At 55.4% G+C, this 21,830-nt stretch carries 16 protein-coding genes and 1 tRNA gene; 11 read left to right on the forward strand and 6 right to left on the reverse strand.

Annotated elements, in window-relative coordinates; all coding sequences use genetic code 11:
- Nucleotides 1-160 precede the first annotated feature (160 nt).
- Complete coding sequence (locus HNQ92_RS24330) at nt 161-1,387, forward strand: 4-hydroxy-3-methylbut-2-enyl diphosphate reductase (RefSeq protein WP_184178321.1); 1,227 nt, start codon at nt 161-163, stop codon at nt 1,385-1,387.
- 33 nt (nt 1,388-1,420) lie between these two features.
- Here the strand turns inward: HNQ92_RS24330 and HNQ92_RS24335 are convergent, their stop codons facing one another.
- Together HNQ92_RS24335 and HNQ92_RS24340 are read right to left on the reverse strand one after the other, a co-directional pair.
- Nucleotides 1,421-1,939 carry a DinB family protein gene (locus tag HNQ92_RS24335; protein WP_184178323.1) on the reverse strand — a complete coding sequence of 173 codons (519 nt, stop codon included), beginning with the start codon at nt 1,937-1,939 and terminating at the stop codon, nt 1,421-1,423.
- A 65-nt stretch (nt 1,940-2,004) separates the two neighbouring features.
- On the reverse strand, nt 2,005-3,483 hold the full coding sequence (locus HNQ92_RS24340) for a glycoside hydrolase family 10-like protein (RefSeq protein WP_246440758.1): 1,479 nt from the start codon (nt 3,481-3,483) through the stop codon (nt 2,005-2,007).
- A 376-nt stretch (nt 3,484-3,859) separates the two neighbouring features.
- Between HNQ92_RS24340 and HNQ92_RS24345 the strand changes: the two genes are divergently transcribed.
- A complete protein-coding gene (locus tag HNQ92_RS24345; protein WP_184178325.1) occupies nt 3,860-5,674 on the forward strand; it encodes a glycosyltransferase family protein in 1,815 nt (604 codons plus the stop codon).
- A gap of 94 nt (nt 5,675-5,768) precedes the next feature.
- On the opposite strand, the gene HNQ92_RS24350 is transcribed toward HNQ92_RS24345, so the two are convergent.
- Nucleotides 5,769-7,043, reverse strand: coding sequence for a Glu/Leu/Phe/Val family dehydrogenase (locus HNQ92_RS24350; protein WP_184178391.1), 1,275 nt, complete (start codon nt 7,041-7,043; stop codon nt 5,769-5,771).
- 353 nt (nt 7,044-7,396) lie between these two features.
- On the opposite strand from HNQ92_RS24350, the gene HNQ92_RS24355 reads away from it, so the two are divergent.
- Together HNQ92_RS24355 and HNQ92_RS24360 are read left to right on the forward strand one after the other, a co-directional pair.
- Nucleotides 7,397-7,780 (forward strand): TraR/DksA family transcriptional regulator, encoded by a 384-nt coding sequence (locus HNQ92_RS24355; RefSeq protein WP_221307535.1) that lies wholly within the window; start codon nt 7,397-7,399, stop codon nt 7,778-7,780.
- A gap of 176 nt (nt 7,781-7,956) precedes the next feature.
- Complete coding sequence (locus HNQ92_RS24360) at nt 7,957-8,421, forward strand: META domain-containing protein (RefSeq protein WP_184178327.1); 465 nt, start codon at nt 7,957-7,959, stop codon at nt 8,419-8,421.
- A gap of 58 nt (nt 8,422-8,479) precedes the next feature.
- On the opposite strand, the gene mnmC2 is transcribed toward HNQ92_RS24360, so the two are convergent.
- Complete coding sequence (gene mnmC2, locus HNQ92_RS24365) at nt 8,480-9,157, reverse strand: tRNA (5-methylaminomethyl-2-thiouridine)(34)-methyltransferase MnmC2 (RefSeq protein WP_184178329.1); 678 nt, start codon at nt 9,155-9,157, stop codon at nt 8,480-8,482.
- A gap of 17 nt (nt 9,158-9,174) precedes the next feature.
- Nucleotides 9,175-10,446, reverse strand: coding sequence for an aspartyl protease family protein (locus HNQ92_RS24370; protein WP_184178331.1), 1,272 nt, complete (start codon nt 10,444-10,446; stop codon nt 9,175-9,177).
- Nucleotides 10,447-10,645: 199 nt separating this feature from the next.
- Between HNQ92_RS24370 and tpiA the strand changes: the two genes are divergently transcribed.
- Nucleotides 10,646-11,407, forward strand: coding sequence for a triose-phosphate isomerase (tpiA, locus tag HNQ92_RS24375; RefSeq protein WP_184178333.1), 762 nt, complete (start codon nt 10,646-10,648; stop codon nt 11,405-11,407).
- Between the two features lie 52 nt (nt 11,408-11,459).
- Here the strand turns inward: tpiA and HNQ92_RS24380 are convergent, their stop codons facing one another.
- The gene (locus HNQ92_RS24380) at nt 11,460-11,975 is read right to left on the reverse strand and encodes a rhodanese-like domain-containing protein (RefSeq protein WP_343063042.1); all 516 of its coding nucleotides are present in this window, start codon (nt 11,973-11,975) and stop codon (nt 11,460-11,462) included.
- 90 nt (nt 11,976-12,065) lie between these two features.
- Between HNQ92_RS24380 and HNQ92_RS24385 the strand changes: the two genes are divergently transcribed.
- The 6 genes from HNQ92_RS24385 to HNQ92_RS24410 all read left to right on the forward strand — a co-directional run bounded on the left by HNQ92_RS24385 (nt 12,066) and on the right by HNQ92_RS24410 (nt 21,722).
- Complete coding sequence (locus HNQ92_RS24385; protein WP_184178337.1) at nt 12,066-15,137, forward strand: serine hydrolase domain-containing protein; 3,072 nt, start codon at nt 12,066-12,068, stop codon at nt 15,135-15,137.
- Nucleotides 15,138-15,282: 145 nt separating this feature from the next.
- Entirely contained in the window at nt 15,283-19,608 is a 4,326-nt protein-coding gene (locus HNQ92_RS24390; RefSeq protein WP_184178339.1) for an Ig-like domain-containing protein, read from the forward strand.
- A 77-nt stretch (nt 19,609-19,685) separates the two neighbouring features.
- Nucleotides 19,686-20,132, forward strand: a complete 447-nt coding sequence (locus HNQ92_RS24395) for a nucleoside deaminase (RefSeq protein WP_184178341.1) — start codon at nt 19,686-19,688, stop codon at nt 20,130-20,132.
- A gap of 65 nt (nt 20,133-20,197) precedes the next feature.
- On the forward strand, nt 20,198-20,809 hold the full coding sequence (locus tag HNQ92_RS24400) for a superoxide dismutase (RefSeq protein ID WP_184178343.1): 612 nt from the start codon (nt 20,198-20,200) through the stop codon (nt 20,807-20,809).
- A 106-nt stretch (nt 20,810-20,915) separates the two neighbouring features.
- Nucleotides 20,916-20,991, forward strand: a tRNA-His gene (locus HNQ92_RS24405).
- Between the two features lie 68 nt (nt 20,992-21,059).
- Nucleotides 21,060-21,722, forward strand: a complete 663-nt coding sequence (locus HNQ92_RS24410; protein WP_246440770.1) for a carotenoid biosynthesis protein — start codon at nt 21,060-21,062, stop codon at nt 21,720-21,722.
- Nucleotides 21,723-21,830: the final 108 nt, after the last annotated feature.

The following is a 21,830-nucleotide window of genomic DNA, read 5'->3' on the forward strand; positions in this document are numbered from 1 at the left end:
GACTCCCTCCCAAGAGCGTACGTTGCACGGCCCGCTACAATTTATCATAAAAGTACCTGGCTAGCGCACAGCGCGCACCCGAACAAAGCACGACGGCTGGTTGTTTTTAAAAAGCAAGTACCTTTGTACTCTCTACTAGCTGTTATTCGCGTACGATCCGATGAAGACTTTCAATATACCCGATTTTTACCGAAGCCGCATTATCTCGCCCATCAAAGAGTTTCGCCGCCGCCACGACAAGCTCAAGCGCGACTTTACGCCCACGGTGCTGGATTTCGGGCCGGTGCGGTTCCTGATCGCCCGGCACTTTGGCTTTTGCTACGGCGTCGAGAATGCCATCGACATTGCCTACAAAGCCCTTTCTGAAAATCCTGACAAGCGTATTTTTCTGTTGAGCGAAATGATTCATAACCCGGACGTCAACCGCGACCTGCAGGAGCGCGGCGTGCGGTTTATCATGGATACCAAGGGAAAATCGCTGATTCCGTGGGAAGCGATTCATCAGGATGACATCGTGATCGTACCGGCCTTTGGTACCACGGTGGAGATCCAGGCCAAACTGGCCGAAATCGGCATTGACGCCTACCAGTACGATACTACCTGCCCCTTTGTGGAGAAAGTCTGGAACCGGGCGGCGCAGATCGGCCAAAAGCAGTATACCATCGTGGTGCACGGCAAACCCACGCACGAAGAAACCCGCGCTACCTTTTCGCACAGCCAGCAGTCGGCCCCCACGGTGGTGGTCAGGGACCTGCAGCAGGCCCAGCGCCTGGCTACCTACATTACGGGTGAAACGCCCGCCGAACGATTTTACGAAGAATTTCAAGGACAGTACTCCGAAGGCTTCAACCCCGCCCGCGACTTGGAGCGCATCGGTGTGGTGAACCAAACTACCATGCTGGCATCGGATACGCAGGGCATCGCCGACTACCTCAAACAAACGATGATCCGGCATTTTCGGCTGGCTCCGCCCGAGGTAGAAGACCGCTTCGCCAACACCCGCGACACGCTCTGCTACGCCACCAACGACAACCAGGACGCTACCTACGCGCTGCTGAAGTACCCCGCCGACCTGGCCCTGGTAGCGGGCGGCTACAACAGCTCGAATACCTCGCACCTGGTGGAGCTTTGCGAGGAAAAACTACCTACGTACTTTATTTCGTCGGCCGATAAGCTCCTGGACCAAACGCTGATCCGGCACTTTGATGGCGCTACCAAAGAGGAAATCACGACGCCCAACTACCTCCCCGACCATACCCCGCTCACGATCATGCTCACCTGCGGCGCCTCCTGCCCCGACGCCATCGTGGAGGGGATTCTGCTGCGGCTGCTTTCGTTTTATGAAGGTACCCGGCCCGTGGAGGAAGTAATGGAGGCGTTTGGGTAAGGTACTTCACAAGGTACCAACCAAAGTACCTTCTTACAGACCCAGCCACGCCTCCCGCTCCTGCTGCTGGCGCAGGTGGTGCCGGGTGTGCATTCCACAAACGCGCAGCCATTCTTCGGCGTTTAGCCAGCCAAAGGTTGGGTTGGGGGTTTTGTAAAGGCCGGGGTCGGTACCTACTTCCTGCGCAAGTACCTCTACCTGCCGGACCATGACTTCCCATAGCGGCCGGTACTCCGCCCGCGAGCGGGCCACCGGCTCCGGTCCTTGCAGCGCCTCGGGTACCTTAAGCTTGATGGGCGGAAAGCTGTTGTACTGAAGTACCTTCCGGCCCGAGTCGTTCATTTCGCCCCCCTCCTGCCCTTTCCGCTTTTCCAGACAACGCTTTACGTTTGCCATAAAAAAGAATGTCGTAGCCACATACAGGTGCTCGTACATCTGGCCCAGCGACCAGGCTTCTTCGGAAGGTTTGGCCGCAAACTGCTCATCACTGTAGCGGTCCAGCGAGTAGTGGTAGTGCATCAGGGGGCTGATCAGATCCGTCTGTATGTCCATCAGATAGGTAGTAAAGGTACTTTTGGTTAATAAAGAACGGGAAAAGTACCCCTCAAGTACCCCCTTTACTCAAACTGCTGCAAGCGACTATCGTTGAAGTACACCCGCAACGGCCCGGCGGGGCGGCCTTCGTTGTGCAGGCGGTCCACGGCCGTGACGTAGTAGAGGTACTTGCGGCCCGGCTCCATGGTTTTGTCCACGAAGCGCTCGCCCTCATGGCACAGCCCGATGATCCGGCGCGCATCGCGGGCGCTGGGTTTTTCTTCCGAGTCGAAGCGGTACACCACGTAGTAGCGGGCCGTGTCGCCGTCTTCGGCGGGCTCGGGTTGTTCCCAGAGTAGCTCCAGGCCTTCGGGAGCCAGGGTTGCTTTGAGGTTTTGGGGGGCTAGCGGCGGTACGTTGTCTTTCCAGGGCATGGTAGGTACCAGCGCCGGGTACTGGTAGAGGTGAGTACGCAGCGAATCCACAAAGCCCAGGCTGTTGCCCCGCAACGAACGGGAGCTAAAAAAAACGCTGCCGTCGGCCCCCTGCGCGCGCAGGTACCTTACCTGGTTGGGGATTTCGGCCGCATTTTGCCAGGTTTTGTCGGTATCCTGGTACCCCACGCGGTAGGCACTCTGCCCAATGTACAGGTGCCGGTCAAACTGGTTTTCGGCCCACCAGTCCACCAGATTCCGGAAGGGTACTTTCTTGAACCCCGACGAAAAATAAACCTGCGGGGCGATGTAGTCTACCCAGCCTTCCATGAGCCACTTGCGGGTATCGGCGTAGAGGTGGTCGTAGGAGGCCAGCCCCCCGAAGGTTTCGGAGCCGTTGGCATCTTCGCGGTGATTCCTCCACACCCCAAAGGGGCTAATACCAAACTTGAGGCGTGGATTCAACGCTTCGAGCGCCTCGTGGATTTGTTGGATCAGGAGATTGATGTTGTGCCGTCGCCAGTCGTTTTTGTTGGCAAAACCCTGCCCGTACTGCCGGTAGGTGGCGTCGTCCTGCAGGACTTGCCCCGGGGCGGCGTAGGGATAAAAATAATCGTCGAAGTGAATGCCGTCTACGTCGTAGTGGCGGGCCACGTTGACCGTCATGTCAGTGATAAACTGCCGTACTTCGGGCAAGCCGAAGTTGAAGAGCTTATAGCCGTCGTAGCTGAGGATCCAGTTGGGCTTGGTGCGGCTGATATTCTGAGCCGACACACTCGTAGACGACTTGTGTACCAGGCGGTTCAGGTTGAGCCAGGCGTGGAATTCAAGCCCCCGGCGGTGGGCTTCTTTTACCATAAATTCCAAAGGATCGTAGAAAGGCTCCGGAGCCCGCCCCTGCTCGCCCGTGAGCCACTCAGACCAGGGCTCGGGGCTTTTGGCATAGAAAGCATCACCGGCGGCCCTTACCTGCACAAAAACGGCATTCATCCCTACTCCTTTATGAAAGTTCAGCAGCTCGGCAAACTCCTGCCGTTGCTGGGCCGGGGTCATGTTCTTGCGGCTCGGCCAGTCGATGTTGTCCACGGTAGCGATCCAGACGGCCCTAAACTCCCGTTTGGGGGGCAAGATAGGTTGTATATCAGAAGATTGGGCCTGGCAGGCAGTCAATACTACGGAAAACAGAAAGGAAAGGAAGAAAGCCGTAATACAGAAACTTTTCACTCGGAGATCTGGGGGATTAGTTTGGACTCGTCAAAGTAACGTATTTTGAAACAAAATTCAGTTGCTACGGTCTATAAACTTAGCGGGCAGGCCAAAGCCAAAGCGTAGGGATCGGAGCGGGGTGTACGCTTTTTGGACGGGCTCATTTTTTTAATTATTTTTAAAACAGTACGGAGGACATCCTCCAATTTTTTAGGTACATAGTGCTATTTTTTGTGATTTTGACGAAAAATAGTACCTTTCCTTCCAAACCTCAATTAAGCTTAAACGCATACCCATTTTGGAACCATTCGTAAAAACGCCTAAAAATAATACGCTGATTGAAATAGCCTGGGAAGTTTGTAATCAGGTAGGGGGGATCTATACTGTCATACGAACCAAAGTACCAGCTATGGTAGAAAAGTGGGGCGAGGACTACTTTCTGCTCGGACCCTATTTTCCCCAAAAAGCGGCTTCCGAATTTGAGCCCATCCTTGATCTGGACGACTCCCCCGCCGGACGCACGGTACGGCGCATGCGCGAAATGGGGTACTCGGTACAGTACGGCTACTGGCTCGTCACGGGCAAGCCCCGCGTGGTCCTTTTTGATGTGGCCAGCATGTACCCCCTCCTGGACCGCATCAAGTTCAACCTCTGGGAAAGCCAGCGGATTTCCACGATCAACACCGAGGATCTGGTCAATCAGACCCTCCTTTTTGGGGAAGCCGTGCGCGTGTACCTGACAGCCTACGCCGACGAACACGCCAAGAAATCGGACGTCACCGCGCAGTTTCACGAGTGGATGTCCAGCAGCGGACTGTCCGACCTGCGCAAGGATAACGTAAAAATAGCGCTTTCCTTCACTACCCACGCGACGATGCTCGGCCGGTACCTAGCCCAGAACGTAACGGATTTCTACGGTAAACTACCCTTTTTTGATTGGGAGCAGGAAGCCCGGCATTACAACATTGTGACGCAGGCTACCATTGAGCGCCTGTCGGCTCAGAATGCGCACGTGCTCACCACCGTCAGTGACGTCACGGCCCGGGAGTGTGAGGTGTTTCTGGGCCGAATGCCCGACCTGGTGACCCCCAACGGCCTCAACGTGGTTCGTTTTCAGGCCGTGCACGAGTTTCAGAACCTGCACGTCAAGTACAAGGAGCGCATTCAGGAGTTTGTGCTGGGTCATTTTTTCCCGAGCTACTCTTTCGACCTGGACAAAACGCTGTACTTTTTTACCTCGGGCCGGTACGAATACAGCAACAAAGGCTACGACCTGACCCTGGAAGCCCTGGCGCGCCTCAACTGGAAAATGGTCCAGGCTAACATGGACATGACCGTTGTGATGTTCATCGTGACCAAGCAGCCCTACCACTCCATCACGCCGCATGTGCTACAGTCCAGGGCGGTGCTGGATGAATTACAGGAAACCTGTACGGCCATTGAGAAGCAGGTCGGGGAGCGGCTCTTTCTGGCTACGGCCGCTGGCAGCGATCACAAAATGCCCGACCTCAATAACTTCGTGGACGAATACTGGCGCCTGAGGCTGCGCCGCACCATTCAAACCTGGAAAACGGACGAATTACCCGCTTTTGTAACGCATGACCTCGTCGAGAGTGACGGGATCGTGGAGTTTTGCCGACAGGCCAACCTGGTCAACAACGAGCGCGACCGCGTCAAGATCGTCTACCACCCCGATTTTATTTCTTCTACCAATCCGCTTTTTGGTCTCGACTACGGGCAGTTTGTGCGGGGTTGCCACTTGGGGGTATTTCCCAGCTACTACGAGCCCTGGGGCTACACGCCGCTCGAATGCGTGGTGCGCGGGGTACCTACCGTCACCAGCGACCTATCCGGCTTCGGGGATTACATCATGCAGATCATGCGCGATTACGAAAACCGGGGCATTTACGTCATTAACCGTAAGTCCCAAACCTTCACCCAGGCGGCCGACCAAATGGCGGACATTCTGTTTAAGTTTGTGAAGATGCAGCGCCGCGACCGCATCATGCAGCGCAATCGGGTAGAGAATATTTCGGATGTTTTTGACTGGACCAACCTGCGCTCCTACTACGACACCGCCCATGACCTGGCCAACAAGCGCCGAAAGCCCTGATAAGTACCTTTTCATAGATACCTAAAGGAAAAAATGCCGCCGGTAGCGATGTACTGCTACCGGCGGCATTTTTAGTTCATGGAGGGGTACTTGCTCAGTATCCGCCCCGGTACTTGTAGGTACTGGCTACCTTGTCGATGGCCACAATGTAGGCGGCGATCCGGAGGGGTACCTGGTACTGCTGCGATGTTTCGTATACTTTGTTAAAGGCCTCTTTCATGATCCGGTCGGTACGGCGGTTGATCCGCTCGAGCGTCCACTTATAACCAATCCGGTTTTGCACCCACTCAAAGTACGATACCGTCACGCCGCCCGCATTGGCCAGAATATCGGGTACCACCATAATGCCCTTCTCATTGATGATGTCGTCGGCCCGGGCCGAGGTAGGGCCATTAGCTCCTTCCACGATCATCTTGGCCCGAATGGACGACGCGTTCCGAAACGTAATGACATCTTCCGTGGCGGCCGGTACCAGCACATCCACGGGCAGGCTCAACAGCTCCTCGGCGGGAATGAACTCCGCCTCCTGGTAGCCATCCAGGGAGCCATTGTTCCGATTGCGGTAGGAGATGGCCGCTTCTACGTCGATGCCGCCTTCGTTATAGTACGCCCCCGACAGGTCACTGACCGCCTGCACGCTCACGCCCCGCTCACGCAGGAGCGCCGCCGCGTGGGAGCCCACATTTCCGAAGCCCTGCACGGCTGCCGTAGCGCGGTAAGGGTTCAGTCTCAACTTTTCCATGCCCGCCAGTGCCGACACCATTACGCCGCGGCCCGTGGCTTCGGTACGCCCCAGCGAGCCCCCCAACACCAGGGGCTTGCCAGTTACGACGGCCTGTACCGTCATGCCCTTAGACTTGGAGTATTCGTCCATCAGCCAGGCCATTTCCCGGGGGCCGGTACCCATGTCGGGAGCCGGAATATCCTGGTCGGGCCCGAAGACATCCAGCATGGAGGTGGTGTAGGCGCGCATGAGTCGCTCCATTTCGCCCGCTGACATCTGCCGGGGGTTACAGGCAATGCCCCCCTTGGCTCCGCCGTAGGGAATGTCTACCACGGCGCATTTCCAGGTCATCCAGGCGGCCAGGGCCCGTACTTCGTCCAGGTTGACGCCGGGGTCAAAACGAATACCTCCCTTGCTGGGCCCCAGGATGGTGGAGTGAATTACGCGGTAGCCTTCAAAGGTCCGGATCTCGCCGCTGTCCATCGTGACGGGCAAGCCCACAATCACCTGCTTGCGGGGTACTTTGAGTATATGGTACATCTCCTCGGATATTCCCAACAGCTGCACCGCCTTGTCAAAACGTTGCATCATGGACTCCAGCGGGTTCTCTTTATCCGTAATGGGCGCCGGTTCTATATAAGACATCATATTAATATTTAATCTGTTGATTTTTAGAAAGTTAGTGTAATTTGACTTTTTATACTACAAACATACTGCTTTTGAAACGACAAAATCAAAAATCTATTTTTTCTTGAAATTATCGTATTATTTATCGGCTAATTTTCTTTCTTACTTCTTGAAAAAAGGGAAAAATACGTTAGTTATATCCAAAACAACCCAAATAAAAAACCGGGTTTTGCCCTAAATTTAGAATGATAAAAATTTTGCTATTTTTCGATTTAGAAAAATATAATAGACAAAAAGTGCGGATTAACTGTTAATTTTGTTGTTAAGCTAACCACGCTGACCGATACGCTTACTCCAAAACTAGTACAATTATGCAAGAAGATAGGACCAGGTATTCGGAAGAAGAACTGAAAGAATTTGAAGATCTGATCCGGGAGAAATTAGAGGGCACACGCAACGAACTAAACTACATCAAGGAAGGCCTTAGCAAAAAGAACGACAGCGGTACTGACAATACGGCGGGTACTGCCAAGCTGCTGGAAGATGGAGCTGATGCCAGTGAGCGCGAAAACCTGAGCCAACTAGCCGCCCGGTTACAGAAGTACGCTACCCAGCTTGAAAACGCGCTGGTGCGGATTAAGAATGGTACTTACGGAGTCTGTATCGACACCGGCAAGCTTATTCCGAAGGAGCGCCTGCGGGTAGTACCCCACACGCAGCAGACCATCGAGGCAAAGCTCAAGCGCGTTAGCTAGCGGCGGATGGCTTTTACGTAACCAGTGCCTCACTGGGCAAATCCAGTGTGGTAATCCATACGCGTTGGGCCCTAAAAAAGACAACCTCTGGAGAGGTTGTCTTTTTTAGGGCCCAACGGCTAAACAGTAGGGATGGCGCGGGCGTTCTAGCTTTGGTTATAAACCCCATCCAATTCATGAAAAAAATAGCCTGGCTGCTTTTGTTGCTGCCCTTAGGAATGAGTCATTGCCAATCGCTGCGCAAAACGGCCCAAGTACCTGCTGACGCTCGGGGGTCTTCGGGAGAAGTACCTCTGGAAGGTACTTACTGGCGGCTAACCGAACTGCACGGAAAGCCGGTAGATCCCGCTCCTACCGACCGGCGGGAGGTGTATGTGCGGCTCCGGAAAGAAGAAAATCGACTGGAAGGCTTCGCGGGTTGTAACAGCCTGATGGGCCGTTATACGCTTTCCAACCGGAATCGCCTCCGGTTTCAGTCGGTTGGAAGTACCCGCATGGCCTGCCCCGAGAATACCACCGAAAGTGAATTTCTGAACGTGCTGGAAACGGCCGATAGCTACACGCTTAGCGGCCGACAACTAGTACTTACCAAAGCCCGGATGGCTCCACTGGCGCGGTTTGAGGCTCGGGATTTGGACTAACTAAGGTACCTTCCCGTAGCGGAGGGGTACTTAGCCGTTGCTCAGGTACCTTGCGTAGTTATAAACGAACGGCCCGCACCACTTCCCGCTTGGTGCCGGGGCCGGGGTGTTTCTCCACCGCAAAACCCGCCGCCTGGAGGGCTCGCCGTACGCTGCCCTTGGACGAATACGTCACCAGGTACCCCCCAGGCCGCGTAAAAGCCGCTACCTGCGCGAAAGTAGCTTCACTCCAGAGCTCTGGCTGCGCGCCGGGGGCGAACGCATCGTAGAAGATGACGTCGTAAAGTACCTCCGGGCGGAACGCCTGCAAGGTGGTGTGCTGCTTTTGAAAGGTAAAGTAGTCGGAAAGTACCTGCGAAGTACCCCAGGCGGCCCGGTGCAGCTGGCTCAGGCCCGCTTGTCCGGTTTGCTCGCCAAAGTTGAGTTGGGCCGCTTCGGCCTCCGAAATCGGGAAGGCTTCTACCCCCAGGTACGTTACGGGCTGCCGAAGCCGGTCGGCCAGTTGCCAGGCCAGCAGCGCGTTGAGACCCGTCCCGAAGCCCATCTCAAAAATTTGGATTGGGGTACTTGGCGCGTTAGCCTGGAGTAGAGGCTCCAGGCCCAGGCCTATGAAGATATGCCGCGACTCCTGCAGGGCTCCGTGCAGGGAGTGGTAGTGTTGATTAAAAACCGGGCTGTACAAAGAATGAGTACCGTCGGCCGTCAGGACCAAACGCTCGGAAGACGGATTGTTCATACCGCAAAGAAACGGGATTAAATCATCCGGCGCAGGGTTAATTTGGTAAAAAAGAGTTGCCCCTGGCGCCGCACCAGCAGCTCAAGTACCCGGCCGTCGCCTTTTTGCATGAGCTTGTACAGCTCGCTAATGTTCATTTCTTCGACGGAGCGGTCGTTGACAAAGAGCAGCTGATCTCCCTCCACCAGGCCTGCCAAGGCGGCGGGCGAGCTGTCCAGGACATTGCTTACGTAGTAGTTTCGAAAACCCTCGCCAAAGGCGCGTAGCTCAAGGCCGCTCATGTCGTGCTCGAAGCTTTCGCGCAGGCGTCGTTTCACGGGCTTCAACACCATGTACCCTTCCTGGTAGTTCATCGTCACCCGGAACCGCCGCAGCAGCTCACAACCAATGTTGCCCTGCCGGGCGTCCCGGTCGGGTAGTTTCGACCCAAAAGCCAGGCTATCCGGGAAAGACGCCACCACGTTTTCCAGCTCAAAGCGCCCGAAGCGAATCCGCTCCACGCGCCCCAAACTACCATTGACAACGCCATTGAGTCCGCGCCCCAGCTGGGCCCGGATGGCTTTCTCGGGTAGCTGTATGCGGTCGTCGGTTGATTTGTCCAACAACAGCGCGTGGCCCGCCCCCGTGTCGATCACGACCCGGATTGGGTGCTCTCGGCCATCCGCAAACAGCGCCACAGCATCGGTGAAGGGCTTGGTATCTTCAATGGTGATGGGATAGCGATCGCCCTTACGCCGGTGGTACTGGTAGGTATCCGACCGCCGCAGGATGAGCTCCCGGGTAGAAAAATCAATCGTGACCACAAAGTGATTAAACACATCGTAGCCAAAAATGCCGTGGATAGGTACCCCTACGTATTCGGAAAGGTGAAGTACATCCTGATCCAGCACCACCACATTCACGTGATTGGCCCGCATGTGCCCCATGGCCAGCGAGTTGTCGATCGCGACGTGCGCCGCCAGGGCGTTTCCTTCCCCAGCGCCGGTAAGCACCACTTGTCTGACCAGCTGTAGGCTTTGGGGGCGTAGCACGGTAGGGTCCGTGATGATGATCGAGCCTACGCCCGTGTCGAGGATAAAACGCAAGGTATCGTGCTCATTGAGCCGAACCGGAACGATGATTAAATTGGAATGAAGTTCAAAGGGAATGCGGGTCGTTTTACGATTGTTTTCTAGAAAAAAACCGTATTTATCCTTGGGTGGGATAAAGCGCTGCGCCTGTACGCTGTGGGCTACGATCAACCCCAACGCACACACCAAAAGGCCTATTTTCCAGGTACATTTTCTCATGGCTTTCTACTCCGTACTACTACTTTGCCCTCACAAAGGTAGTTATAAATCCTTCTTTGCTAAACACAAAAAAAACCCGATAAGTGTCAAAATGTTAGAAAAAAACTACATCATTTTCAGAAAATCGGGCAAGTAGGGAAAAAGTGGTAATTTCACGGCGACAAAACCTAGTAGCAGTCTTTTATTTACTACCTAACCTATGCGAAAAAAAATAGTTGCCGGTAACTGGAAAATGAACAAAACCCTGGACGAAGCCCTGGCGCTTACGTCGGAGGTAGTGAATATGGTTAATGACGAAGTAACGCGGGATGTGCAGGTGATTCTGTGCCCCCCGGCCCTGTACCTGACGGCGCTTAACAAGTACGTCGAAAACAGCCCGCGTGTAGCCCTCGGCGCTCAAAACTGCCACCAGAAGGCATCGGGTGCTTTTACGGGCGAGATAGCCGCGCCCATGCTCCAATCGATTGGTATTCAGTACGTACTAGTGGGGCACAGCGAGCGTCGGCAGTACTTCGGCGAAACCAACGCACAACTGGCGGAGAAGGTGGACTTGAGCCTGGCCCACGGCCTGACGCCGATCTTCTGCTGTGGCGAATCGCTGGATCAGCGCCAAAACGAAGATTTCATCGGCTTCGTAAAAAATCAGCTTACGGAAAGCCTTTTCCACCTAACGGCCGAAGATTTCAGCAAAATCGTGATTGCCTACGAACCCATCTGGGCCATCGGCACCGGGCTTACGGCCAGCTCGGCGCAGGCCCAGGACATGCACGCCGCCCTGCGAGGGCACATTGCTGACCAGTACGGCGCGGAGGTAGCCGAGGGTACTTCGATTTTGTACGGGGGTAGTGTGAGTGCCGCCAGCGCCGAGGAGCTCTTTGCTTGTCCGGACGTAGACGGCGGATTGGTAGGAGGCGCTTCGCTCAAATCGCGCGAGTTTACTAACATTATCAAAGCGCGCTAAGTAGGGTACTTGGCGGGTCAGGTACTTTTCAGGAGGTACCTACCGCCAGGGGTTATTCATATACTTTTTGTCCTTTGCGGAGCCAGATGCCCCAGGCCGGGGAGTAGGCGTGTACTTTTTGGGTGGGTTGGCCCTGGGCATTCACGATGGGCTTGTCCTGATTGACCCACTCAAAAAGACTTCCGTTGAGGTTATAAACCTGGGTATAGCCCGCTTCCCGCATTTTTTTGCCTACGCGCTCACTCCGTACGCCCACCGAGCAGTATACCACCACGGGCGTTTGGAACGAAATATCCCGGACCTTAGGGAGTGAAAATTCTTCGTAACCCACCCAGCGTGCGCCAGGGATATGGCTGACGTCGTATTCGGGCCGGGCGCGGGTATCCAAAAAAACCGCTTTGGCTAGTGCCTGCGCGCTGTCGCAGCTGATGAGGGGTACTTCGTTCTTGTACAAAGTACCTAGCAGCACTTTGTAGGCAGGGTTTGTGATTTGCCCATTTGCCCAATAACTATGAAAAAAAACCATGATTAAAATCATTTGTAGAGAATTCAACTGCTTTTTCATCATTTCACGTTATATTGTCAAGGAAACTACTTTTCTCTAAAAGGCGTTTCATTTTTAGTATTAACCTCCTTTACTAAGTCGTTAACGGGTAGCATGAGAAAATGGTTTGTCCGCCCCGCCGGGGTGAACGTGGTTCGGGTAGCTTTGGTGATGATGCTTGCTTTGGTGATTAGTTCGGTAGTAGCTACTGCCTGGAAAATCCATGAAAGGATCTTACCTCCTCCCGTTTCGATACCCGCAAAAACAACGCCTAAGAAACTCCCCAAAAAGCCGGTCAAGAAACAGGTACCTACGGGACCCGTGCAGGTACTTCCCGAAAGTGCCTGGGTGGATAGTACCTTAAGTACGATGTCCCTCGACGAAAAGATCGGGCAGTTTTTCATGGTCGCGACTTTCTCGAACCGCGACGAACCCCACCACCGCTACATCGAGAAGCTCATCCGGGACTACCACCTGGGCGGCCTAATTTTCTTCCAGGGTGGCCCCTACCGGCAAGCCGTACTCACCAACCGCTACCAGGCGCAGTCACGCGTGCCGCTTTTTATTGGCATCGATGGCGAATGGGGCCTGGGTATGCGGCTCGACAGTACCGTCGAATTCCCGCGGCAAATGGCCCTGGGGGCCATCCGCGACGATAAGCTGATCTACCGCATGGGCCACGAAATAGGCCAGCAGTGCCGCCGGATGGGTATTCACATCAATTTTGCGCCGGTGTCGGACATTAATAGCAATCCCAATAATCCGGTGATTGGCATCCGTTCCTTCGGTGAGGACCGCGATAACGTGAGCAGCAAGGCTTCGGCCTACATGAAAGGCCTCCAGCACCACCGCGTCATTGCCACGGCCAAGCACTTTCCCGGCCACGGCGATACCGACGCCGACTCCCATTTTACGCTTCCGGTGCTAAACCACTCGCTCGACCGGCTGAAAAACAGCGACCTCTACCCGTACCGTCGGCTCATTGCCGACAGCCTGATGGGGGTACTTAGCGGGCATCTGTACGTACCCGCGCTGGACAATACGCCCCAACTACCCAGCTCGCTTTCCGAAAAAGTAATTACGCAGCTGCTGCGCCAGGAAATGGGCTTCCGTGGCCTGGTGTTTACTGATGCGATGAACATGCGGGGGGTACTTAAAAACGGGAAAGCCGCGGACGTAAACCTGAAAGCCCTGCTGGCGGGTAACGATATTTTGTTGTACCCTGAAAACGTGGGCGAAACAGTGCGGCGCATCAAAGAAGCGTTGTTTCAGGGGACGATCAGTGAGCGCTTTATTGACGAAAAAGTAAAACGTATTTTGCAGGGCAAGTACTGGGCCGGTCTGGATCGCTACCAGCCCATTGAGCTAACTAATCTCTACCAAGACCTTAACAATGAGCGAAGCCGGGAGCTCAAGAGCGAATTGAGCGCAGCCGCCGTTACGGTAGTTCGCAACCAAAACGACCTGATTCCTTTTCGCAACCTGGAAGGGCTCCAAGTGGCGGCAGTCACCATTGGCGAAGGAAACGGGACGGCATTTCAGAAAATGCTAAACCACTACGCGCCCGTCCGGCAGCACCTCTTTTACGACAAACCCAATGCCGAAGCCGAAATAGCCGAAATGCTTAACTACCTGACGCCCTACGACGTAGTGGTGGTGGCGGTGCACGGCATCAGCTCCTCGGCCCGTCGTAACCACGGCATTAGTACAGGTACCGTTCATTTTGTAAGCCGCCTCAAGCAGCAGGGCAAGCGCGTGGTACTATGCTTGTTCGGCTCTCCCTACAGCATCTCCTTTTTTCCCGAAACCGACGTGCTCATCTGCGGAAATCAGGATTCTGAACCCACCCAGCAAGTAACCGCCCAAATCCTGTTCGGGGCCTTGCCATCGCGGGGCTTGCTGCCGGTTTCGGTGGCGGCTTACCGGCCCGGCGACGGAGTCGAGACCTCCGTGGTGGGCCGCATCAGCTACGGCACGGCCGAAAGCGTGGGTATGGACTCCTACGTACTTAATAAGATCAATGGCGTCGTCAGTGAGGCCATCAACCAGCACGTTTTTCCTGGTTGCCAAATCGTGGTGGCCCGCCAGGGGAAAGTCGTCTTTGAGAAATCGTTTGGTACGCTCGACTACCGCACGCCCAGCCGCGTCACCAGCGAAACGCTTTATGACCTGGCCTCGGTAACCAAGGTAGCCGCTACCTTGCAGGCCGTGATGCTACTCTACGACCGCAAGCAGATCGACCTGGACCAAAAGGCCTCGCACTACCTGCCCGAGCTACGCAATACCAACAAGCAGTACTTTACCGTACGCGATCTGCTCCTGCACCGCTCGGGGCTGGTTTCGTTTTACCCCCGGCTCTGGCAACGTACCATGACGGGCGGCGGCGGACTACTCCCCGAGTATTACAGCGCCAGTGCCGATAGTGCCTATCAGTTGCAGGTGGCTCCCCGCCTCTATGCCAAGCCCGCCCTGCGCGACTCGGTGTGGAAAGGGGTCGTTCAGTCGGCGTTGCATACCAAAAAAGACAAGTCGGGCCGGTACGCCTACGTATACAGCGATTTGGGCTTTCTGACGCTCCAGAAAATTGTGGAACGGGTGACGGCCCAGCCCCTGGATGCGTTTGTGTACCAGAATATCTACGGGCCCATGGGGCTCTCCCAGTTGGTATTCAATCCGCTGCGCCGTTTTCCCGAAGACCGGATTGCCCCCACGGAGCAAGACTACCGTTTCAGGAGCCAGCTTATCCGCGGTACCGTCCATGATCAGATGGCGGCTATCCAGGGCGGAGTATCTGGCCACGCCGGGCTGTTTGGTACCGCCACGGACGTAGCTACTCTACTTCAAATGAACCTTTGGAAAGGTACTTACGGCGGCAAACAATTCTTTCAACCTACTACCATTCCAGCCTTTGCGCGCCTCCAGGACGAAGCCCACCACCGGGGCTTAGGCTGGGATAAAGCGCCGGGCAGTGGTAGTAGTTCGTACGTTTCGGGCCGGGCCTCGGCCAACTCCTTTGGCCACACGGGCTTTACGGGTGCCGTAGCCTGGGTAGATCCCGACGCCGACCTGGTTTACGTATTTCTTTCCAACCGCGTTCACCCCGACCCCGAAAACAACAGCATCAATAGCCATCACACCCGTCGTAAAGTACACGACCTGATTTACCAGTCTCTCCTGCTGCAATAAGCGAAGGTTACTACTTACTAAGTGGGTACCTTCCATTTTGAAAAATATACCTAACTTTAACGCGGTTTTTTGTAAACTCGCGTAGCATCAACTTTTTATCAACACTTAGGTATATAGTATGCAGACAAAACGTTTTACTCACTGGATGATCATATGGCTTGTAGGCACGTTGTGGGTAAGTAATTCAATGGCCCAAAGCATTACTACGGGTACCCTCACCTCCGATAAAATCTGTACAGGAAGCGCCATACAGGTACCTTACGGCACATCGGGTGCTTTCGGGGCAGGAAATAATTTCACCGTTCAGCTTTCCGATGCCTCGGGTAGTTTTGCTAGCCCAACCAACCTCGCGCCCTCCGCTACTACCAACCCGCTGGCCGTTATTGTTCCCGTAGGTACCCCCAACGGAACGGCTTATAAAGTACGAGTGGTATCGAGCAATCCCGTCATCGTAGGTACGGCCAGCGGTACGGTACTTACCATTCAGAATACTCCCACGGCTCCCACGGTACCCCAACCCAGCGTAAGTTACTGCGTGGGTGAAACCGCCGCTACCCTGACGGCGACCGCCGCAGGCGGTAATACGCTCAAATGGTATAACTCCGCCGATGCGCCTTTGGCTTCCGCTCCTACGCCTAGTACGGCTTCGGCAGGTGCTCAGCTTTACAAAGTATCCCAGATTACGTCCGCCGGTTGTGAAAGCCCCAAGACAAACATTACCGTGGTGGTTAACGCTACGCCCGCCGCTCCCACCGCTACCAGTCCGGTGGCTATTTGCGAAGGTGCTCCCGCCTCACCCCTCACCGCATCGGGTAGTAATCTGAAATGGTACAGCAGCTCGAATACCCTTCTACCTGGAGCACCCACGCCCAGCAATACCACCGCTTCGACTTACCTCGTAAGCCAAACGGTTAATAACTGCGAAAGCCCTAAAAGAACGGTAGAAGTAACCATTACGTCCAAGCCCACGCCTCCGGGCGTTACCTCGCCCCTCACCTACTGCTACGGGGCTACCGTCCCGGTGCTTACGGCCACGGGCTCCGGCCTGAAATGGTACGATGCGAGTAACAACGCCCTGGCGGGTGCCCCTACGCCCAGCAACACCAGCTCTTCGAGCTACGGCGTAACGCGTACCACCGCCGGTTGCGAAAGCGATAAGGCTACGATCAATGTGAATATCACCCGCACGGCCGCTCCGACCGTCACTTCGCCGGTTACCTACTGTATTTCTGAAACTCCCTCGGCGCTGACGGCCACGGGCACGGCCCTTAAATGGTATAATGCCGCGAACAATCCTTTGGCCAGCGCCCCTACCCCTAGCACAGCCAGCGCCGGTACCACGACTTACTACGTAACACAAACCCTGAACGGCTGCGAAAGCGACCAAAAAGCGCAGATCAACGTGGTGGTAAATGCCCGCCCCGCGGCCCCCGGTGTTTCTAACGTTACCTACTGCCAGAATGCAACGCCTTCCGCCCTGACGGCTACGGGCTCGAATCTCCGGTGGTATACGGCGGCCTCGGGAGGGTCCGGTAGCGCTACAGCTCCTACCCCCAGTACAGCCACGGCTGGCACCACTTCTTACTACGTGAGCCAAACGAACGGCTCGGGCTGTGAAAGTACTACCCGCTCTCAACTAAACGTGATCGTCAATCCGAAGCCAGTAGCTCCGGCCGTAGCAGCTGCCCTGATCGAGTACTGCCGTACGGCCTCGGGGGCCACGGCGCTCAGCGCAACGGCCACCGCGGGTCATACCCTGAAGTGGTACTTACCCAATGGTTCTACTACGGCTACTGCTCCTACCCCTTCCACGGCGACCGCCGGAGATCTGAACTATAAAGTAAGCCAGACCAACGCCTCCGGCTGTGAAAGTGATCTGGTGGACATCAAGGTTACCATTTACGCCTTACCGGCCAGTCCGGGGGTTTCGAATCTGGAAGTATGCCAAACCAAAGAGTCAACCACGCTGACGCTTACGGCTACGGGCTCCAACCTGAAATGGTACGCGGCCGCCAGCGGGGGCACGGGAGAACCTACCGCACCTACCATTGACCGCAAGGACGTCTTGGCTACCAAATCGTACTTTGTGAGCCAAACCAGCGCCAATGGTTGTGAAGGTCCACGGGCGGAACTAAAAGTTCGGGTAAAACCCCTTCCTGGCCTGCCCGCGGTGATTGCCGCCGCGGCCTACTGCCAGGCGGACTCTCCCCAGGCCCTTAGCGCCAGCCCCTCTACGGGAGGTTCGCTCCGCTGGTACGGCACCAGCGCCACGGGCGGAACCGGCTCGCTTACGGCCCCCAGCCCTTCGACGGGCACGGCGGGCGTAACAACCTACTACGTAAGCCAAGTAGTAGAAGGTTGTGAAAGTGATCGCGCTCCCATTACCGTAACGATCCGGGCAACGCCCGCTCCAACCGCCGACCCACTGGTAGAATACTGTCGCCAGGCCACGGCCTCTCCTCTAACCGCCCAGGGTACCAACCTGAAGTGGTATACGGTTGCTACCGGCGGTACTTCGTCTACGGCTGCTCCTACGCCCTCCACGGCCAACGTCACTACTACCTCCTACTACGTCACCCAAACCCAGGGCTTCGCCGTAGGGGCTATTAATCTCAGCTGCGAAAGTACCCGTACAAAAATCGACGTAACCATTAACCCACTGCCTGGTTTACCGAGCGTGACCAACGCCGTAGAGTGCCAAACCCGTCAGCCGCAGAATTTAGCCCTCCAGGCAAACGGCTCAAACCTACAGTGGTACACGGCCGCTACCGGCGGTACCGCCAGCACGAATACCCCCCAGGTCAACCTGGCTAATGCGGGTGAGACCTCTTACTTCGTGAGCCAGGTAACGGCCAAGGGCTGCGAAGGAAGCCGGGCCGAGCTGAAAGTGCGCATCAAACGCTTACCCACCCTGCCGGGCGTGTCTCCTGTAGAGTATTGCCAATTTGACAACGCCAGTCCGTTAACGGCTACCTTGGAAAATCAGGCCTCGGTCAACTGGTACGGTACCAGCTCCGAGGGGGGGAATCGCTCCGACAACGCGCCCGTACCCTCTACGCAAAACGGGGGCGAAACGTTCTTCTACGTAAGCCAAACCCTGGAAGGCTGCGAGGGGGACCGCTCGTCCATTCGGGTATTTATCAAAACGACCCCTAAGCCCGGTGTTACGCCTTCCCTGGCCTATTGCCAAAACGTAACGGCACCTCCGCTGGCAGCTCAGGGTGAGAATCTGAAATGGTACCGGGCTTCAAACACCGGCGAATTTCAGACAACCCCCTTCACGCCCTTCACGGCCAACGTAGGGGAGTTTTCCTTCTTCGTAACCCAAACGGGAAGCAACGGGTGCGAAAGCCCCAAAGAAGAAATCAAGGTGCGGGTCAAACCGTTACCTTCTGCTACCATCACCGGCGACAACTCCATCAGCCTGGGCGGATCAACCCAGATCACGGTTACCTTTACCGGCGACGGCCCCTGGACCTATGTACTTTCCAACGGCCTACAGGCCACGACCAGTGATAATCCCATTAGAATCACCGTCAGCCCGGAACGGACTACCACCTACCTGGTCACGGAAGTAGCCAACGAATGCGGCAAGGGTAGCCCTAACGGCAGCGCCCTGGTTACGGTACTGATCCCGACCATCAGCACCGGAAACCCTACCGTAGCCAGCCTCTGCGCGGGTACTGCTTTTACCCTGCCCTTCCAGCAGTCGGGTGAGTTTGTGCCCGAAAATAAATTTAACGTCCAGGTTTCGCGCGATACCGTAGATCGGAATTTCTACTCCATTCCTTCGGTACAAAACGGCAATGAAGTCGTAGCTACCATTCCGGACACGACCCGGGGCGGCAACTATTTTGTGCGGGTAGTAGGTGAAAGTCCTTTGTTCACGATCAAGGGTAGTACCAGCCCGGTAAATGTGACCATCCGACCGCTGCCTACCGCTACCCTGACCGGCGAGAAAACCATTCTGATCGGGGAATCAACCGACCTGAGCGTGGCCCTGACGGGTGACGGCCCCTGGACGTTTACGTTCAACAACGGCCAGCGCGATACGTTGATCACCACCAGTGTCTCGACTTATATCCTTACAGTGAAGCCCGAAACAACGACCGTCTACCGCGTTATTTCCGTCACCAACCCTTGCGGTACCAGCGTTGCTTCCGGGACGGTCCGCATCCAGGTAGATCCCATCCTGGGTACTGAGCCCGTAGTTACCACCCAGTGGCTACAGGTATATCCCAATCCGGTAAGTACCCTGCATCAAACCTGCACCCTGGACATTACGGTTCCGCTGGTAGCGGGCCAGGCGCAGCTTCAGATCTTTGATATGAACGGCCGTAGGGTCATGACAAAAACCCTCCGTACCGCCCGCTCAGAGATTGATTTTTCCACGCAGCCCGCGGGGATGTACCTCTTGCGCGTCGAGAACGGGGGAAGAACCGCCGTACAGCGTATTTTTAAGCAACACTAACGCCGTACGTAAGTCCTACATCGGAAAAGCGAGGAGCCTGCTTCTCGCTTTTCCTTTTTTAAAAGTACCTATAGACCATGCTGGATCTTTTCAACGACACCTACTTTATGAACGAGGCGCTGCGTCTGGCCCATCGAGCCGCGGAGGAAGGAGAAATTCCCGTGGGAGCCGTGGTGGTATGCCAGCGGCGGATCATAGCCCGGGCCTATAATCAAACCGAAAAACTACATGACGTCACGGCCCACGCCGAAATACTGGCCGTTACGGCTGCGGCTCACTACCTGGGTTCCAAGTACCTCCCGGACTGTACGCTGTACGTCACCCTCGAGCCCTGCGTGATGTGCGCCGGGGCGCTTTCCTGGGCGCAGCTTGGCGGCCTGGTGTACGGAGCGGCCGATGAAAAGCGCGGTTTCTCGCGCTTGGGAAAAGGGGTACTTCACCCCAAAACCAAACTAAAAAATGGCGTTTTGGCAGCCGAAAGCGAGGAGCTGCTACGTAACTTTTTTCGCCGACTGAGAACATAAAAAACGTTTCCGCTGTTACTCTAAGCGAAATCTAAATCTTACAACCTGTAAAACATACTCTGAATATGGCCTTCACACTGGATCCCCTACCGTACGCTAACGACGCCCTTGAGCCGCATATTGACGCCAAAACCATGGAGATTCACCATGATAAGCACCACCAGGCCTACGTGACTAATTTGAACAATGCCGTAGCCGGTACCGAGCTGGAAGGCAAAAGCATCGAAGAGCTGGTGGCTAGTGCTGGTTCGCACCCGGTGGCGGTACGTAACAACGGAGGTGGTCACTGGAACCATTCCTTCTTCTGGAAAACGCTTTCCTCCAACGGAGGCGGTACTCCCCAGGGAGAATTGGCCCAGGCGATTGAAGCCAAATTTGGTTCTTTCGATGCCTTCAAAGAAGAATTTAAGAAAGCCGCCGCGGGTCGCTTTGGCTCGGGCTGGGCGTGGCTGATCGCTACCGACGGGGGCGAAGTAGCCGTTTCGTCTACTCCCAACCAGGACAATCCGCTGATGGACGTGGCCGAAGCCAAAGGTACCCCCATCATCGGACTGGATGTGTGGGAGCACGCCTACTACCTCAAGTACCAGAACAAGCGCCCCGACTACATTGAGGCCTTCTGGAACGTAGTAGACTGGAAAGCCGCCGAAGCCAACTACCAGGCCGCTAAAAAATAAACCTTAATTTGCTGAGTGAAAAAGGGTTTGCAGCGCACGCAAAAAAATCTGTCAGGGATGTATTGCAAGCTGTAAACCTTTTTTTAACTTTGTACCCCAATAAAACGGAGATTGTAGCTCAGTAGGTTAGAGCGTCGGATTGTGGTTCCGAAGGTCGCGGGTTCGAGCCCCGTCTTTCTCCCTTCTCCCTAAAACCCCGCGTACCGGGGTTTTTTTATGGCTCATTGACTTGACTCTCCCCGCTCGTACGATGTCCGGTACTCCGATCCCGCTAAGTCCCCGCGTTCGCCGGGTCATTGCTGTAGTGTTCTCACTCATGTACCTGGCGGGGCTTATTGGCCTACAGGTACCCGCCCTGCAGCCGCTCTTCCGCCCCCTGATCCCCTGGAACCTCCTGGCTTCGGTTGGTTTGTTGCTGCTTTTTCATACCGACTGGCACCGCTCTTTCGTCCTGTTCGCCGGAGTAGCCTTTAGCCTGGGCTTTCTGGTAGAGGTACTTGGCGTACATACCGGGTTTCCCTTCGGCTCCTATGCCTATGGCCCCGCCCTGGGCTGGAAGCTCTGGGAAGTACCCCTCGTCATTGGCACCAATTGGCTCATGCTGGTGTACGCCAGCGGCAGCCTGTGCGACCGGCTCGCCGCACCGCTGGTTGCCAAAGCCCTGGCCGCCGCCGCGCTCATGACCGGCCTGGATGTACTCATTGAGCCCGTGGCCATCCGGCTCGATTTCTGGCAGTGGGCTACGGCCACCATCCCCTTGCAAAATTACCTGGCCTGGTACCTGATTGCCTTTGTTTTACTGCTACTTTTCTACGGGCTTCCTTTTAAGAAAAAAAATGAGCTCGCTCCCCTGCTGCTGCTGCTCCAGCTTTTATTTTTTGGTATACAAAATCTTTTATATCTTCTTGACTGACAATATTTTAAACAATGTCTAGGCGAAAGAAGTTAGTATTCTGTAAGCGAAATGTATATCTTGAAGAAAACCGGCTAATCCAACGGGTGCGATTTAGGTACTTTGCGG

The organism is Rhabdobacter roseus (assembly GCF_014202275.1).
In the GTDB taxonomy this organism is placed as follows: domain Bacteria; phylum Bacteroidota; class Bacteroidia; order Cytophagales; family Spirosomataceae; genus Rhabdobacter; species Rhabdobacter roseus.

Bases quoted from the DNA above. Each gene is read 5' to 3' on its own strand.
- HNQ92_RS24355 (WP_221307535.1), top strand. From the start codon at position 7,397: ATGCAAGAAGATAGGACCAGGTATTCGGAAGAAGAACTGAAAGAATTT.
- HNQ92_RS24350 (WP_184178391.1), bottom strand. From the start codon at position 7,043: ATGTCTTATATAGAACCGGCGCCCATTACGGATAAAGAGAACCCGCTG.
- HNQ92_RS24385 (WP_184178337.1), top strand. From the start codon at position 12,066: ATGAGAAAATGGTTTGTCCGCCCCGCCGGGGTGAACGTGGTTCGGGTA.
- HNQ92_RS24335 (WP_184178323.1), bottom strand. From the start codon at position 1,939: ATGGACATACAGACGGATCTGATCAGCCCCCTGATGCACTACCACTAC.
- HNQ92_RS24360 (WP_184178327.1), top strand. From the start codon at position 7,957: ATGAAAAAAATAGCCTGGCTGCTTTTGTTGCTGCCCTTAGGAATGAGT.
- HNQ92_RS24370 (WP_184178331.1), bottom strand. From the start codon at position 10,446: ATGAGAAAATGTACCTGGAAAATAGGCCTTTTGGTGTGTGCGTTGGGG.
- HNQ92_RS24390 (WP_184178339.1), top strand. From the start codon at position 15,283: ATGATCATATGGCTTGTAGGCACGTTGTGGGTAAGTAATTCAATGGCC.
- HNQ92_RS24330 (WP_184178321.1), top strand. From the start codon at position 161: ATGAAGACTTTCAATATACCCGATTTTTACCGAAGCCGCATTATCTCG.
- tpiA (WP_184178333.1), top strand. From the start codon at position 10,646: ATGCGAAAAAAAATAGTTGCCGGTAACTGGAAAATGAACAAAACCCTG.
- HNQ92_RS24380 (WP_343063042.1), bottom strand. From the start codon at position 11,975: ATGATGAAAAAGCAGTTGAATTCTCTACAAATGATTTTAATCATGGTT.
- HNQ92_RS24410 (WP_246440770.1), top strand. From the start codon at position 21,060: ATGTCCGGTACTCCGATCCCGCTAAGTCCCCGCGTTCGCCGGGTCATT.
- HNQ92_RS24395 (WP_184178341.1), top strand. From the start codon at position 19,686: ATGCTGGATCTTTTCAACGACACCTACTTTATGAACGAGGCGCTGCGT.
- HNQ92_RS24400 (WP_184178343.1), top strand. From the start codon at position 20,198: ATGGCCTTCACACTGGATCCCCTACCGTACGCTAACGACGCCCTTGAG.
- mnmC2 (WP_184178329.1), bottom strand. From the start codon at position 9,157: ATGAACAATCCGTCTTCCGAGCGTTTGGTCCTGACGGCCGACGGTACT.